Genomic DNA, 15,871 nt, shown 5'->3' on the forward strand with positions numbered 1-15,871 from the left:
GGTCGCGATCCTCACTTGGAGAGCACTCATATGAAACTGTTGCACATTGACTCGAGCATCCTGGGCGACAATTCCGCGTCCCGCCAACTGAGCCGTGACGTGGTTGAGGCCTGGAAAGCTGCCGAAGCGGACGTCGTCGTGACCTACCGCGACCTGGCGGCCGATGCCATCAGCCACTTTTCCGCCCAGACCCTGATCGCCGCCGGCACCAGCGCTGAACTGCGCGACGCCGCCCAGAAGCACGAGACTGATCTCAGTGCCTCGACCATGGCCGAATTCCTGGCGGCGGACGCGGTGGTCATCGCAGCGCCGATGTATAACTTCACCATTCCGACTCAACTCAAGGCCTGGATCGACCGTATCGCCGTGGCCGACCAAACCTTCCGCTACACCGAAGCCGGCCCCGAAGGCCTGTGTGGTGGCAAGAAACTGGTGATCGTCTCCACCTCTGGCGGCCTGCATGCCGGCCAGCCAAGCGGCGTGGCGCATGAGGAGTATCTGAAGGTCATGTTCGGTTTCCTCGGCATTACCGACATCGAGTTCGTTCGCGCCGAGGGCCTGGCTTACGGTGACGAAATGCGCAGCAAAGCCATGAACGAAGCCAAGCTGCAGATCAGCGAGCAATTCGCCGCAGCTTAAAGACCGCGCAAAAAACACCAGGCCTGGGCGAACCGGCCTGGTGGGTTTGCACAAGGTCGATCAATAAGCGGCTGTTTCGGTACGGCGCCGCAGCAGTAAAGTCAGCCCCAGTCCGATGATCGACAGCAGTGCCGCACTGAAAAAGATCGAGGAATACCCCAGATTCAACGCCACCGCGCCCATCAAGGGGCCGGCAATCGCCAGCGCCAGATCGAAGAACACCGCATAGGCGCTCAGTCCTGCGCCACGGCTGGTATTCGGTACTTGTTTGATGGCTTCCACACCCAACGCCGGATACACCAGCGACAGCCCGAAACCGGCCAGCCCCGCGCCAATCAGCGCGAACGCGGTAGAAGGCGCCAGCCATAGCAACACCAGCCCCAGGGTTTCTATACACATACAGGCAATGGCCGTCCTGAAGCCTCCGAAGCGGGCGATGCTGGAAATGAACAACAAGCGCGACAGGATGAAACAGACGCCAAACACCGTCAGGCACCAGGCTGCACCCGTCCAGCCGCGACTGACATAAAACAACGTGATGAAGGTGGTGAGCGTACCGTAGCCGATCGACGCCAGGCACAGGCTCGTCCCGTACGGTGCAATACGCCCGAACACCGCCCAAAAGGGCAGGCGCTCGCCACGAATGACCGGCACCGATGGCTTGTTGCGTATCAACAGCAGCGCCGCGCCGGCCAGCAGCGACAAGGCGATCCCCAGGCTGACAAAGCCCAGCTCACTGACCATTACCACTCCCAGCGGCGCGCCGATGGCAATGGCCCCATAAGACGCGATGCCGTTCCATGAGATCGAGCGGGCCGTGTGTTCGACCCCCACCTGGCCCATGCACCAACTGATGGTGCCCACGCCAATCAGGCCCTGAGCCACCCCGAGCAGCAAACGCCCGGCGATCAGGATCAACAGGCTCAGCAGTGGAAAGCTTTGCAGCAGCGTCGAAAGCAACGTCAGCAAACCACTGAGGACGATCCCGTACAGCCCATAAACGATCGCCCGCTTGGTGCCGATACTGTCCGACAGCCGCCCGGCCATGGGCCGACTGAGCAGCGTCGCCAGATACTGGGAGCCGATGGTCAGCCCGGCCACCACGGCACTGAAGCCCAACTGTTCGTGGACATAGCCCGGCAACACGGCAATCGGCAGGCCGATGCAGAGAAAGGCGATGAAGGTATAGAAGACGATGGAGATGATCTGCCAGGTGATCGACAGGGAACTGGGGGTGGATGGGTGTGTTGGCATGAGGCTCGTTCGCGGGCAGCGGTAAGAGGGGCTCATCATGGCGCGCGGCGGGAATAAAAGAAAGCAGGCTAACGGTTTGCCCGGGTGGTGATAGTGCCGACGCTATCGCGAGCAGGCTCGCTCCCACACTGGCCGCAGGGCTTGGAAGAACATCGGTTCCTTGTGGGAGCGAGCCTGCTCGCGATGACGGTAGGTCGGCCAATACCAAGTCGACTGAAACGGCCAAATCGCAAGCAAGCTGTGCTCCCACAAGCGGTTCTACCTTGAAAACAAAAAGCCCCGTCACAACGGACAGGGCTTTTCACTTGCAGCTTGAAGCTTACAACTCGACGCTGCTCTTAAATCAGCACACCCTGGCTGCGCAGGTAATCGTCATAGGTGCCGCTGAAGTCGATCACGCCATCGGCGCTCAACTCGATGATGCGGGTGGCCAGGGACGATACGAACTCACGGTCGTGGCTGACGAAGATCAGCGTGCCCGGGTAGTTTTCCAGCGCCAGGTTCAGCGCCTCGATGGATTCCATGTCCAAGTGGTTGGTCGGTTCGTCCATCACCAGCACGTTCGGCTTTTGCAGGATCAGCTTGCCGAACAGCATGCGACCCTGTTCACCACCGGAAATGACTTTGACCGACTTGAGGATCTCGTCGTTGGAAAACAGCATGCGGCCCAAGGTGCCACGAACCAGTTGTTCGCCGCCCTGGGTCCACTGGCCCATCCAGTCGAACAGGTTGACGTCGTCTTCGAAGTCGTGGGCGTGGTCCTGGGCGTAGTAACCCAGTTCCGCGGCGTCGGTCCATTTCACAGTACCGGCGTCCGGCTCCAGTTCATTGACCAGGGTGCGCAGCAACGTGGTCTTGCCGATGCCGTTCGGGCCAATGATCGCCACGCGCTCGCCGGCTTCGACGGTGAAGCTGAAGTCCTTGAACAACGGCTTGCCGTCAAACCCTTTGGCCATGCCTTCGACAATGACCGCCTGACGGTGCAGCTTCTTGGTCTGTTCGAAGCGAATGAACGGGCTGACACGGCTCGATGGCTTGACCTCGGCCAATTGGATCTTGTCGATCTGCTTGGCACGGGAGGTGGCTTGCTTGGCCTTCGAGGCGTTGGCCGAGAAGCGGCTGACGAACGATTGCAGTTCGGAAATTTGCGCTTTCTTCTTGGCGTTGTCCGACAGCAGTTGCTCGCGGGACTGGGTCGCCACGGTCATGTACTCGTCGTAGTTGCCCGGGAACAGGCGCAGCTCGCCGTAGTCCAGGTCCGCCATGTGGGTGCAGACACTGTTCAGGAAGTGACGGTCGTGGGAGATGATGATCATCAGGCTCGAACGCTGGGTCAGCACGTTTTCCAGCCAGCGGATGGTGTTGATATCCAGGTGGTTGGTCGGTTCGTCCAGCAGCAGCACTTCCGGGTCGGAGAACAACGCCTGGGCCAGCAGTACCCGCAGTTTCCAGCCGGGCGACACTTCGCTCATCGGGCCGAAATGCTGCTCGATGCCAATTCCCAGGCCCAGCAGCAGTTCACCGGCACGGGACTCGGCAGTGTAGCCGTCCATTTCGGCGAATTCGGTTTCCAGCTCGGCCACGGCCATGCCGTCTTCTTCGGTCATTTCCGGCAGCGAATAGATGCGGTCGCGCTCGGCCTTGACCTTCCACAGCTCTTCGTGGCCCATGATCACGGTGTCGATCACGGTGAATTCTTCGTAGGCGAACTGGTCCTGGCGCAGTTTACCCAGGCGCACGTTCGGCTCAAGCATGACCTGGCCGCCGGACGGTTCGAGGTCGCCGCCGAGGATCTTCATGAAGGTCGACTTGCCGCAACCGTTGGCGCCAATCAGACCGTAGCGGTTACCCGCGCCGAACTTGACAGAGACGTTTTCGAACAGTGGCTTGGCGCCGAACTGCATCGTGATGTTAGCTGTAGAGATCAAAGGTTTATCCTGCGGAACATTCAGAGTAGCTAAGGGTGCGGCAGTACCTGTTCAGTACCTGTTTGCGCAGGTCCCGACCGCGCGAAAGCTTCGCGGTCGCAAGCGCAAGGGTCCATCCGGCATAAGAGGACAGCAGCATACGGAGCGCTTGACCCAAATAGACGTACGCCGAAGCCGGAATCCGGTATCGGCCAAAAAGGGGGCGCGTAATGTTTGGCGGCAATTGTACTGATCTGGCCGCGTTAACGATAGGGTGTAACCCAGGCAAGACAGTTTTTCACAACGCAGGGATAACCTTTGGTTACGAGTTGTGGCTAAATTGCCGTCTCACTTACGCCATTCCCCACGCTGTTCGGCTGTGCGGGAAGTGGCAGCCTGTCCACTTTTGATGTGTGCGGATACTGTGAAACTCATCATTGCCGCGATCTATCTTCTCTCTATCGGTTATGTGCACCTGCGCGGGCGCGTTCGGCACAAGCTCGGACGCCAGTTGAGCGACCATTCGTCCTTCCTCGCGCCGATCAACTGCCTGCTTTACCTGTGCTCGAAACTGCCCAACAAGCCTTTCCTGAACCCGGCGCAGTTTCCCGACCTGAGCCCGTTGCAGGCCCATTGGCAGGAGATCCGTGCCGAAGGCCTGAATTTGCTGCGAGCGGGGGAGATCAAGCGTTCCAACCAGTACGACGATGTGGGCTTCAATTCGTTCTTCAAGACCGGCTGGAAGCGTTTCTACCTGAAGTGGTACGCCGACAGTCATCCCTCGGCGATGAAACTGTGTCCGCGCACCACTGAACTGGTGCAGAGCATCGGTTCAATCAAGGCGGCGATGTTCGCCGAACTGCCACCGGGCTCCAAGCTGGTTCGTCATCGCGACCCGTATGCCGGGTCCTATCGGTATCACCTGGGCCTGGAAACGCCCAACGATGCCGGCTGCTACATCAATGTCGACGGTGAGCATTACCACTGGCGTGATGGCGAGGCGGTGATATTCGACGAGACGTTCATTCATTACGCCCAGAACACCACGCCTCACAATCGCATCATTCTCTTTTGCGACGTGGAACGCCCCATGAGATTTCGCTGGGCCAGTGCCTTCAACCGCTGGTTCAGCCGCACCGTGATGGCGGCCGCCGGAGCGCCCAATGACGCCGGAGACAAAACCGGCGGCCTGAACCGGGCGTTTTCCAGGCTTTACAGGATTCGCCTGCAAGGCAAGGCTCTGAAGAAGCGCAACCGCAAGCTGTATTACTTGCAGAAGTGGGCGTTCTTCGGCGGTCTGCTGGCGGTCTTCATCTGGATATGAGCGGGTGACTCTCCGTACCTGCGTCATTCCCCAGGTTTTTGCGCATCCAGTTGCTCCCACATCCTGGCCGTGATTCGCTGGCGATGGTTGTACCCCTCCCAAGGATCGGCGCCCAGGTTTCTGGCCCGTTCTAGGGCCGTATAGATGTCCCACTGCTGGGCGTTACGCAGACCGTCAAGCTCGGCCCGGGCAATCGGCACGGATACCGGCAGACCTGGCCGAGCGCGCACGGAATAGGCGCTGACGGTGCTGGCGCCCCGGGCGTTACGCAGGTAGTCGACAAATATCTTCCCGACACGATTCTTCGGCCCCATGGTCGCGGTGATCCGCTGCGGCATCTGCCGGGTCATGAACAGGGAGATGGCCTTGGCGAAAGCCTTGGTAATGTCCCAGCCTTCACTGCGCGCCAGCGGCACGATGACATGCATGCCTTTGCCTCCGCTGGTTTTGAGGAAGGCCTGCAAACCCAGTTCGTCGAGCACCGAGAGGGTCAGGCGAGTCGCCTCGATCATCGCGCTCCAGGGCAGCGACGGGTCGGGGTCCAGATCAAGAACGAACAGGTCCGGCGTCTCGATCCGATCATGCGTGGCGGCCCATGTGTGCAACTCCACCGTGCCCATTTGGGCCGCGCTGACCAGCGACTGCACACTGTCGATTTCCATCAGCGCGGCATGCCCGGGATCCAGTCGCGGATCCAGCTGTTTGATGTGGGGAATGTCCAGGCGATCGGCGTGTTTCTGAAAGAACTGCTCTTCGCCGATTCCCTCTGGCGCCCTGAGCAGGGCAACCGGGCGCTGCTTCAGGTGCGGCAGAATCCAGGGAGCGATGTCCTCGTAGTACTGCGCCAGTTCGACTTTCTGCACGCCGCTGACACTGTCGATGACGCGCTCAGGGTGGGAAATCTCCACCCCTGAGACCTGTACGCTACGGGCTTTGCCGCGAGGCGTGGTTTTGGCGGACAGGGGTTTTATCGGAACTGGCTGCTGACGCACAACCTTGCTTGCCGGTATGTCGTTCTGTAGATCCAGGAACACCGCCTGGCGCACCAGGCCGTCGCGGGTCCAATCAGCGAACTCGACTTCACAGACCTCGGTTGGCTCTACCCAATGCACGCCGCGGCTTTGCGCGCTGCTGACCGGTGCGACCAGTGGCGAATCGTCCCGCTCCAGGCTACAGAGTTGCTCGTGCAGTTGTTTGAGCCGGGCTTGTGCGAACCCTGTGCCGACACGGCCGGCATACATCAATCCCTCGGGCCCGTTGACCGCCAGCAACAGTGCACCGAAACCATTGCGCCGACCTTTGGGGCGGGTGAAGCCGACGATCACGAACGGCTGGCGCAGACGGCACTTGAGTTTGATCCAGTCGGCGCTGCGGCGCGACACATAGGGGCTGCCCAGGCGTTTGCCGATCACGCCATCGAGTGCGAGGGCGTTGGCACTTTCAAAAATGTCGTGCTGGTTGGCGGAAAACGACTCGGAGAAGCGCAGGCGCTTGCTGGCATTGTTCTTCAGCGCCTTCTTGAGGGCTGCCCGGCGTTTTTCAACCGGCGCCTGGCGCAGATCGACGCCATTTAAAAAAGGCGCATCAAACAGGACGTACACCAGGTCTACCGTGCGGCCAATCTCGAACGACTGTCGCAGGGCCACAAAGTCAGAGTGGCCGTCGTTATCGAGCGAAACGAGGCCGCCGTCGAGCCAGCTGTCACCCAGATTCAGCTCAGACAACGCATCGGCGTGCAATTGCAGTCGGTCGGTCCAGTCCTGTTGATTGCGGCTGAGCAATCGCACTTGACCCGCTTCAATGCGGGCCATCAGGCGATAGCCATCGAACTGGACTTCATAACGCCATTCACCGGCCGGGGGCTGCTCAACGGGGGTGGCGCGTTGCGGCAACAAGCGCTCGGGAAGGGCACTGCTACCGGTCTGGCTCTGCCGGGTGCGCTTGCGGCTGTGCTTGTGCTCCGGCTCGGCACCGGACAAACGGGCGTATTCACTCTCGGCCTTGGCCATGACGGATTCCCTTGTATTGCTGGCGCCCGGGGATTAGCCCCGGGAGGCCTTGGTGGCTTTTTTCGCGGGAGCGGACTTGCTGGTCTTTGCGGGCTTTGCAGCGGTTTTTCCGGCAGGCTTTTCTGGCGCCTTGCCCTTGCCGCCCAGGCTGCGTTTGAGCAGTTCGGTAAGGTCGATGACATCGGCGCTCTTGCGTTGCTCTTCACCCGGATCGGTTTCCACCGCCTCCAGGCGGCCTTCTTTGGCCTTTTTCTCCACCAGTTCCATGATCTTGTCTTCGAAGCTGTCCCGGTACTCTTGCGGTTCCCAATCGGCGCTCATGTCCTGCACCAGCCGCTTGGCCATTTCCAGCTCCCCCTTGGCCAGGGTTGGCTTGATGACTTCATCGCCCAGTTCCAGGATGTCGAGTTCGCGCACTTCGGCGGGCCAGCGCAGCATCACCAGCACCAGCGCAGACTCCAGCGGCATCAGCGCTGCCAGATGCTGGCGGGTATGCAGCACGACATGGGCCAGCGCCACCTTGTTGGTCTTGATCAGGGTTTCGCGCAGCAGGGCGTAGACCTTGCCGCCGCGTTTGTCTGGCGCCAGGAAGTAGGGCGTGTCGATGTTTTGCAGGGGAATTTTGTCGCTGTCGACGAAAGAAAAAATATCGATGGTCTGGGTGGACTTGGGGTGGGCAGAGCGAATCTCCTCTTCGCTCAGCAGGACGTATTGACCCTTCTGGTATTGCACACCCTTGACGATATTTTCCTTGGTCACTTCCTTGCCGGTGACCTTGTTCACTCGCTTATAGCCAACCGGGTCCATGCTGCGCTTGTCCAGCCAGTCGAAATCCACTCCCTGGGAGGACGTGGCCGACACCAGCGCCACAGGAATGTGGACCAGTCCGAAGCTGATTGCGCCTTTCCAGATTGCCCGTGCCATGGAGGGGTTTCCTTGCCGATGAATGAGTCATTCAGGTGACCTTGCGGCGTTCGCAAAAGTTTCCATGGAGCGCCGGTTGACCCGCCCCGCATTGCCTTCGAGACGCTTGGTTACATCTTCGGACGGACATTTCCCTTAACAACGGCGAACCGGCGGCGTAGCGTGCTTTCGATATGCCTGAATCCAAGAGGTGCTCCGATGAACAGGCTGCTACTCACTCTCATGACGCTGTTGCTGACCACCGCCGCCCACTCGGCAACGCCCGACCGCGGGGCCATGGTCCTGGCCCAGAACCTGCCAGGTAACAACAATCCCTATAACAGCCCGATCCGCCGGGCCAATCCCAACAGCATGCAGGGCACCCGGCCCAACGTGCCGATGATCCATAACAACCCGACCGTTCCCGTTCCCCGGCCACCCACGCTGGAAAATGGCGGTATCGGCAACGGGTATCCCCGTTCCGGTCAGCCTGCCGGCTCGCCACGGCCTACCATCAAGCCCAATCCACCGCCGAGGGACACCTCAAACGACATTCGCTGAGTACCGAGCCCTGGCAGTCTTTATTCACACCACAGAAGGAAGTGTGCATGTTGCGTAAAACACTCCTGGCCGCATTCTGCGCCAGCGCTGTACTGACTCTCGCCACGCCGGCGTCTGCTGCGCAAACCCGGCAGCTCAAGAGCGAGGAGGGCACGGTGGAGGTGACCACCGTGGTCAAGGGGCTCGAACACCCCTGGTCCGTGGCTTTCCTGCCTGACCAACAGGGCATGTTGGTGACAGAGCGAGCGGGCAACCTGCGTCGGGTCAGCCCGGATGGCCAGCTCTCGGCACCATTGAACGGCGTACCTGAGGTCTGGGCCAGAGGCCAGGGCGGTTTGCTGGACGTCGTGCTGTCGCCGGACTTCAAGCAGGACCGTACGGTCTACCTGTCTTACGCCGAAGCCGGCGATGACGGCAAGGCAGGCGCCGCCGTGGGCCGTGGGCAATTGTCCGAAGACCTGCAGAGTCTGAAGAACTTCAATGTGATTTTCCGCCAGCAGCCCAAGCTTTCCACCGGGAACCACTTTGGGTCGCGCCTGGTGTTCGACCGGGACGGTTATCTGTTCATCACCCTGGGGGAAAACAACGAGCGGCCCACGGCCCAGGACCTGGACAAGCTCCAGGGCAAGATCGTGCGCATCTACCCCGACGGCAAGGTGCCGGACGATAACCCGTTTGTCGGTCAGGCAAACGTACGCCCCGAGATCTGGTCCTACGGCGTTCGCAACCCTCAAGGGGCGGCGCTCAATCCCTGGAACGGTACGTTGTGGGAGAACGAGCACGGTCCCAGGGGCGGCGATGAGCTGAATATCATCGAACGCAGCAAGAATTACGGCTGGCCGCTGGCGACTCACGGCATCAACTACTCTGGGGCGCCGATCCCGGAAGCCGGCGGCAAGACCGCCGAAGGCACGCTTGGCCCTTTTCATGTATGGGAAGTGTCACCCGGGCTGAGCGGCATGGCGTTCTATGACAGTGACCGCTTCAAGGCCTGGCAACACAGCGTGTTCATCGGTGCGCTGGTGTCCCGGAATCTGATCCGCCTGGAACTGGAGGGTGACAAGGTCGTGCACGAAGAACGCCTGCTGGGTGAGCTTGGCGAGCGCATCCGCGACGTGCGCCAGGGGCCGGATGGTTTCCTGTACGTGCTGACAGATGATGACGATGGGACGCTCTATAAAGTCGGGCTCAAGTGATTCGCAACAGTGCCCATTGACTTGCCAGCCAGCGGCAGGCTAATTTCCAGGCATGACCAGCACCGTATTGCGTAGCCAGCCAAGCATTATTACCGCCATTCCTTATTTGGCGGGCTAGCTGACGACTGCACCCAACCCGCCTCCGAGGCGGGTTTTTTCTTTCTGTCTCCGGAGTTTTGTCCAAACCAGGAGACCGCCATGCCTACCACCCGCCCCGAGCAAGCCCTGCTAGAACATTACGTCAAGAAGATCCTGGCCGCGCCGGTGTACGAACTGGCCGTGCGCACGCCGTTGCAAGCGGCCACCGGACTGTCCGAAGCCTTGGGCAACCGGATCCTGCTCAAGCGTGAAGACCTGCAGCCGACTTTTTCTTTCAAGATCCGTGGCGCCTACAACAAACTGGTGCAACTGACCGCCGAGCAACGGGCTCGCGGTGTCATCACCGCTTCGGCGGGCAATCATGCCCAGGGCGTGGCGCTGGCCGCGCGGGAGCTGGGCATATCGGCCAGCATCGTCATGCCACTCACCACACCGCAGCTCAAGGTGCTGGGCGTGCGCAACCGGGGCGCCGAAGCAGTGCTGCACGGGGAGAGCTTTCCCTTTGCCTTGGAATACGCACTGGAGCTGGCCCGACAGACCGGACGAGAGTTCGTTTCGCCCTTCGATGATCCGGACGTGATCGCCGGGCAGGGCACCGTCGCCATGGAAATCCTGCGTCAGCACCCAGGCAGCCTGGACGCGATTTTTGTCCCGGTCGGTGGCGGGGGGCTGATTGCCGGGGTCGCGGCCTACGTCAAGTACCTGCGCCCGGAGGTTCGCATCGTCGGGGTGGAGTCACAACATTCCGCCTGTCTCCAGGCGGCGCTGGCAGTCGGTGAACGGGTCAGTCTGGCAAGCGTGGGAACCTTTGCCGATGGTGTGGCTGTCGCGCAAATAGGGGCCTACGGCTTCGACATCTGCCGTTTCTGCGTTGATGACGTGATCACCGTCACTGACGACCAATTGTGCGCAGCCATCCGAGACATCTATGACGATACCCGGTCGATAACCGAGCCCTCGGGCGCCTTGGCGGTCGCCGGCATCAAGCAGTACGTCGCCCAAACCGGCGCGCGAGGCCAAACACTGGTGGCAATCGATTCCGGCGCGAATATCAACTTCGATAGCCTGCGCCATGTGGCAGAGCGGGCTGGCGCCGAAGTCATTTGACGTTTTTTACGCGACGTCACACTTTTTTCGAAGCAGCCGACGGGTGCCCACTCACCCCTGCGCAATAGGGTCTAATCTAGCTTGCGACAGGATCACTGGCGATTGCAGTTTGCATGAGGAAAATCCCGCTTCCTTGCAATTTGCACGCGCGCTCTCACAGTCCTGGACGCTAAGTAGTTGATTTGGATCAATCGGGATTTTCTTTAAAGCAGGCATATTTTTTGCGGGATGATTAGGGAGTCGCTGCACGGGCTCATTAATTAGAAAACGCCAAGAACGAACGAACGGCACGGCATTCGTAGTCCCAGTCCGCAGGGAAGAACGGACGAAAATACCGCCGTCGTGAACATAAATTGGCCGCCTCAACAGGAGAGAGTCGCCATGTTTTTATCTGCCCTCGAAATGCGAAACATCATTGAAAGCAGCTTGCTGCCCAAGCGCTCGCAATGCACGTTGTCACCTGATTTGTCGATGACAATCAAGATCTATGACGATCATGAAACCGATCGTGTGGCATTGATCAAAACCGATATCGATGCCAATAAACTCAATGGCTGCCGGGCAATCAACGACCTGATCGCCGAGTTGCGCTCCGAACTCGACCAAAATCACCACACCGGTAATCACTTCCATCAGCAACACCGCATGACCGGGCGCTGATCACGGCCTTGTCTTCCCAGGAATCACCTCCGGGTTCGGTCATTGTCCGAACCCGGTGCCGTGCTTTTTCCCAAACAGCTCAATCCAATTGTTGCCGGTAAGGCAGATCCGGTCCGGTCCGGCCGCATGTCAGCGCAGCTGCGCGCATGGCAAAAGCGAGCATCTCGCTCACCTGCTCACGGGTCAGGGTATGCAGGCCTTCCACCGAATCCAGTTGGTGCTCGGTCAGCCAGGTAATCAACGCCGCCTGGAAAGTGTCTCCTGCGCCCACGGTATCGGCGATCTGCACCGAACATGCCGGCATTGACCAGGAACCGTGCTGGCGGCTGAATACCGTCGCGCCTTGACTGCCACGGGTAAGGAACACCAATTGGCAACGGTGCTCCATCCAACGCTCGATGATGGTCTGTGGCGGTTGGTCGGGATAAAGAAGACTCAGGTCTTCGTCGCTGACTTTGATCAAATCGGCATATTCGACCAGCGTTGCGATTCGCGAGCGCCACAGTTCGATGTCCGGTTGCGGGTTGAGTCGCACGTTCGGATCCAGGCTGACCAGGCGTTTACCGCTCTCGCGTCGCACCAAGGCCAGTAGGGTGTCGGCAATCGGCTGCACCACAAGAGAGAAGGAGCCGACATGCAGCCCCCGTACGTGCTCACCGAGCACCGGTAGGTGGTCCAGGCCTAGTTGCCGGTCCGCGCATCCTTCACCGCGAAAGCTATAGTGGGGCGAACCGTTGGCACCGACCGCCACCATTGCCAGGGTCGTAGGCGCGTCGAAGTCCAGTGCGTACTCGGTGCTGACACCTTCGGCAGCCAGGACCTGATGCAAGCGTCGGCCCAGGTAGTCCGTGGACAGCCCGCCAAACAGTGCCGATTCCACGCCCAGGCGTCGCAACCCGACTGCCACGTTGAACGGCGAGCCGCCCGCGATGGCTTTGAAGTTGACCTGCGACGCCGGACCGCCCATCTCGTTTTCGCTGAAAAAATCAAACAGTGCTTCACCACATACCAAATACATAGTTCTTTTATCTCAAAGGGTTGCGATACGTTCTTGATAGTTGGCATAAGCTTTTTGCGATGCTGCGACCTGCTCGGTAATGGGCCGGGTTTCGCTGGCTGGGTCGAGCTTGACACAGCGCTCGCACAGATCGGCCAGGCTTTGCTGTGAGCCTGAATGGCACCACGCCGCCTGAATCGCCGCACCCAGGGCGGCCGCTTCGCTCTGTTCAGTGCAAATGACCGTGGTATCCATGATGTCGGCGACGATCTGCCGCCAAACCGGGCTTTTCGAGCCCCCACCGATCAAGCGGATGCTCTGGGCCTCGAGCCCGTTGGCGCGCAGCAGGTCCAGGCCATAGCGCAAACCGAAGGTGGTGCCTTCGACCACCGCCCGGCACAGATTGGCCCGGGTCAGGTTGGTGGTGGTCAGACCGAAAAGGCTGCCGGTGGCATGGGGCAGGGCGGGAACCCGCTCGCCGTTGAGAAACGGCAGCATGCACACGCCTTCGGCGCCTATCGGGGCCCTTGCCACCAAGGCGTTGAAGGCGTCGATGTCCAGCTCCAGCAGCTCGCGCATGGCCCCGGTGGCGTTGGTCAGGTTCATGGTGCAGATCAGCGGCAGCCAGCCGCCGCTGGATGAGCAGAAGGTTGCCACCGACGGCTGCGGACTGACCGCAGGTTCGGCGGCATAGGCGTAGACCGTGCCGGAGGAGCCCAGGCTCATGGTGATCACGCCGGGCTGGATGTTGCCGGTGCCGATAGCGCCCATCATGTTGTCGCCACCCCCGCTGGCCACCAGCGCGTCAGGGTTGATGCCCAGGTGCGCGGCAACGGCCGGCAGGATCCGCCCGACCGGCTGATGGGCCTCGATCAGCTCCGGTAAAGCCGATTGCAGCCGGCCGCTGGGATCGATGTGCTCCAGCAACCGCGCGTCCCATTGACGGGTGCGTACGTTGAAATAGCCGGTGCCCGAGGCGTCGCCGTATTCGCTGCAATGGCGGCCGGTGAGCCAGTGATTGAGAAAGTCGTGGGGCAGCAGGATGCTGGCGATGCGTTCGAAAACCTGGGGATGCTGCTCCCGCGTCCAGAGCAGTTTGGAAACCGTGTAGCCCGGCGCGATCACCACGCCGAGGCGTGTGAGACTGCCGTCTTCACCCCCCAGGTAGGCCAAAAGCCGATCGTTTTCCGGCGTCGTCTCGGTGTCGCACCACAGCTTGGCCGGGCGCAAGACCTGGCCCTGGTCGTCAAGCAGCACCAAGCCGTGTTGCTGGCCGGACACGCCGATGCCGAGGATCGCCTGGCCATCGACCCCGGCGGCGGCCAGGGCTTGGTGAGTCGCCTGGGTGAACGCATCGAGCCATTGCTGGGTGTCTTGTTCACGGCGACCGTTGGCCCCGCTGATCATGCTGTGGGCAGCGGCACCCTGGCCGAGCACCTGGCCGCTGAGCGTATCCAGGATCAGTGCCTTGGTGCCTTGGGTGCCGCAGTCGATGCCCAGGAACAGTTGTTGGTTTGCCATAAAAATCCTTGGGTGAGTCAGATCGATATCTGCAAGAAGTCATCGGCCGGTAAACACAACCCCCGTGGCGAGGGAGCTTGCTCCCGCTGGGGCGCGAAGCGGCCCCATCAACCTGACAACTGGGTGTCTCAGGCCGATCCAAGGGGCTGCTGCGCAGCCCAGCGGGAGCAAGCTCCCTCGCCACAGAAGCGGATTGCGTGCGCAGTTTAGTCCGCGTCAGCCAACACTCGCTCAAGCGTCCGCGTGACCCCGTGTTCGCGCAAGCTGTTGCAGCACCACTCGAAGGCTGCCACGAACTCGGGCGAGTGGGGAATGGCCGTACCGAAAATCTCTTCGACCTCCAGCAGGCGCTGGGTCACCAACGCATCGTCGGCCACCAGCGCCTGGCAGAACGCCGCCCGCGGGTCCGGGATCGAATACGTCACGCCGTTCTCATCCACGCCCTTCAGGTACACGGCCCAGGCCGCCACCACCAGCGCCGCGCGACGGGTTTGGCCGCCGTCGGCAATCAAGCGGTTGATCGTCGGCACGGTGAATTTGGGAAACTTCGACGAGCCGTCCGAACACACCCGCTCCAACTGGTCGGCAATTGCCTGGTTGGAAAAACGCTCCACCAGCGTGTTCTTGTAGTCGGTCAGGTCGATCCCTGGCACGGGTGCCAGTTGCGGGGTCACGTCCAGGTCCATGTAGGCACGCATGTAACGCACGAACAGCGGGTCGTTCATGGTTTCGTGGACGAAGCGATAACCCTTGAGAAAACCCAGGTAGGTCAGCGCCAGGTGACTGCCGTTGAGCAATTTGATTTTCATTTCTTCATAGGGCGAGACGTCATCGGTGAACTGCACGCCGACCTTTTCCCAGGCCGGGCGACCGTTGACGAATTTGTCTTCCAGGACCCACTGCACGAAAGGCTCGCAGACCACCGGCCAGGCATCGTCGACCCCATGCTCGTCATGCAGTTGCAGCCGGTGGGCGACGCTGGTCATGGGCGTGATGCGGTCAACCATGGCGTTGGGGAAGCTCACGTGGCGATCGATCCATTGGCCCAGCTCGGCGTCGCGCAACGCGGCGAATGCCAGCAGCGCCTTGCGGGTCACGGCACCGTTGTGCGGCAGGTTATCGCAGGACATCAGGGTGAACGCCGGGGTGCCGGCGGCCCGGCGCTTGGCCAAGGCTGCGCAAAGGAAACCGAAGACGGTTTTCGGCTCGTCAGGATGGGCCAGATCGTGCTGGACCTGCGGCAGGTGGGCCATGAACTCGCCGTTACTGTCGTCGATGCAATAGCCGCCCTCGGTAATGGTCAGCGAGACGATGCGGATTTGCGGGTCGGCCAGTTTGTCGATCAGGGCCTGGGCGCCGTCTTCGGCCAGCAGCATGTCATTGATGGCTCCGATCACCCGGATTTCGGTGTCGTCGGTGTCCCCCAGCTCGTACAGGGTAAACAGGTAGTCCTGGCTGGCCAGGTCATCCCGGACGCGGCGATCTTCGGCCCGCAAGCCCACGCCGCAGATGGCCCAGTCCAGGTCGGTGCCGGTGTTCATCAGCGCATCGGTGTAGTAAGCCTGGTGCGCGCGGTGGAAGCCGCCGACGCCGATGTGGGCGATGCCCTGGCTGATCTCGCTCAAGGAATAAGCGGGCAGGGCGACCTCAGGGCTGAGGTTGTGCAGGTTCTGTCGATTGAGTTTCATCACAAA

General features: G+C 60.9%; 13 protein-coding genes. 6 read left to right on the plus strand and 7 right to left on the minus strand.

The genetic code is table 11. From position 1 onward, the window contains the following. Positions 1–30: 30 nt before the first annotated feature. Positions 31–639 (plus strand): FMN-dependent NADH-azoreductase, encoded by a 609-nt coding sequence (locus HQ912_RS14485; protein WP_173406936.1) that lies wholly within the window; start codon positions 31–33, stop codon positions 637–639. Between the two features lie 60 nt (positions 640–699). Here HQ912_RS14485 and HQ912_RS14490 read toward each other — a convergent pair whose 3' ends face one another. Then, complete coding sequence (locus tag HQ912_RS14490) at positions 700–1,893, minus strand: MFS transporter (RefSeq protein ID WP_047229121.1); 1,194 nt, start codon at positions 1,891–1,893, stop codon at positions 700–702. A 338-nt stretch (positions 1,894–2,231) separates the two neighbouring features. Further along, entirely contained in the window at positions 2,232–3,821 is a 1,590-nt protein-coding gene (locus tag HQ912_RS14495) for an ABC-F family ATPase (protein ID WP_076384583.1), read from the minus strand. Positions 3,822–4,224: 403 nt separating this feature from the next. Between HQ912_RS14495 and lpxO the strand changes: the two genes are divergently transcribed. After that, a complete protein-coding gene (lpxO, locus tag HQ912_RS14500; RefSeq protein WP_076386642.1) occupies positions 4,225–5,124 on the plus strand; it encodes a lipid A hydroxylase LpxO in 900 nt (299 codons plus the stop codon). A gap of 23 nt (positions 5,125–5,147) precedes the next feature. Here the strand turns inward: lpxO and ligD are convergent, their stop codons facing one another. Both ligD and HQ912_RS14510 read right to left on the minus strand, forming a co-directional pair. Beyond that, the gene (ligD, locus tag HQ912_RS14505; RefSeq protein ID WP_173406937.1) at positions 5,148–7,133 is read right to left on the minus strand and encodes a DNA ligase D; all 1,986 of its coding nucleotides are present in this window, start codon (positions 7,131–7,133) and stop codon (positions 5,148–5,150) included. 33 nt (positions 7,134–7,166) lie between these two features. Then, positions 7,167–8,057 (minus strand): Ku protein, encoded by an 891-nt coding sequence (locus HQ912_RS14510; protein WP_076384587.1) that lies wholly within the window; start codon positions 8,055–8,057, stop codon positions 7,167–7,169. Between the two features lie 198 nt (positions 8,058–8,255). Between HQ912_RS14510 and HQ912_RS14515 the strand changes: the two genes are divergently transcribed. The 4 genes from HQ912_RS14515 (at position 8,256) to HQ912_RS14530 (ending at position 11,659) form a co-directional block, all read left to right on the plus strand. Beyond that, positions 8,256–8,597, plus strand: a complete 342-nt coding sequence (locus HQ912_RS14515) for a hypothetical protein (protein ID WP_047229118.1) — start codon at positions 8,256–8,258, stop codon at positions 8,595–8,597. 47 nt (positions 8,598–8,644) lie between these two features. Then, a complete protein-coding gene (locus HQ912_RS14520; protein WP_047229117.1) occupies positions 8,645–9,793 on the plus strand; it encodes a PQQ-dependent sugar dehydrogenase in 1,149 nt (382 codons plus the stop codon). A 198-nt stretch (positions 9,794–9,991) separates the two neighbouring features. Beyond that, positions 9,992–10,999 (plus strand): threonine ammonia-lyase, biosynthetic, encoded by a 1,008-nt coding sequence (gene ilvA, locus HQ912_RS14525; RefSeq protein WP_080962918.1) that lies wholly within the window; start codon positions 9,992–9,994, stop codon positions 10,997–10,999. 381 nt (positions 11,000–11,380) lie between these two features. Next, a complete protein-coding gene (locus HQ912_RS14530) occupies positions 11,381–11,659 on the plus strand; it encodes a DUF1652 domain-containing protein (RefSeq protein ID WP_047229116.1) in 279 nt (92 codons plus the stop codon). Between the two features lie 79 nt (positions 11,660–11,738). Here HQ912_RS14530 and HQ912_RS14535 read toward each other — a convergent pair whose 3' ends face one another. The 3 genes from HQ912_RS14535 to HQ912_RS14545 all read right to left on the minus strand — a co-directional run bounded on the left by HQ912_RS14535 (position 11,739) and on the right by HQ912_RS14545 (position 15,865). Next, positions 11,739–12,677, minus strand: coding sequence for a carbohydrate kinase family protein (locus HQ912_RS14535; protein WP_047229115.1), 939 nt, complete (start codon positions 12,675–12,677; stop codon positions 11,739–11,741). Positions 12,678–12,689: 12 nt separating this feature from the next. Then, entirely contained in the window at positions 12,690–14,177 is a 1,488-nt protein-coding gene (gene xylB, locus HQ912_RS14540) for a xylulokinase (RefSeq protein ID WP_160892365.1), read from the minus strand. Between the two features lie 206 nt (positions 14,178–14,383). Then, positions 14,384–15,865 carry a mannitol dehydrogenase family protein gene (locus HQ912_RS14545; RefSeq protein ID WP_173406938.1) on the minus strand — a complete coding sequence of 494 codons (1,482 nt, stop codon included), beginning with the start codon at positions 15,863–15,865 and terminating at the stop codon, positions 14,384–14,386. Positions 15,866–15,871 lie beyond the last annotated feature (6 nt).

This window comes from Pseudomonas sp. MPDS (assembly GCF_013283895.1).
GTDB classification, from domain to species: Bacteria; Pseudomonadota; Gammaproteobacteria; order Pseudomonadales; family Pseudomonadaceae; genus Aquipseudomonas; species Aquipseudomonas rhizophila.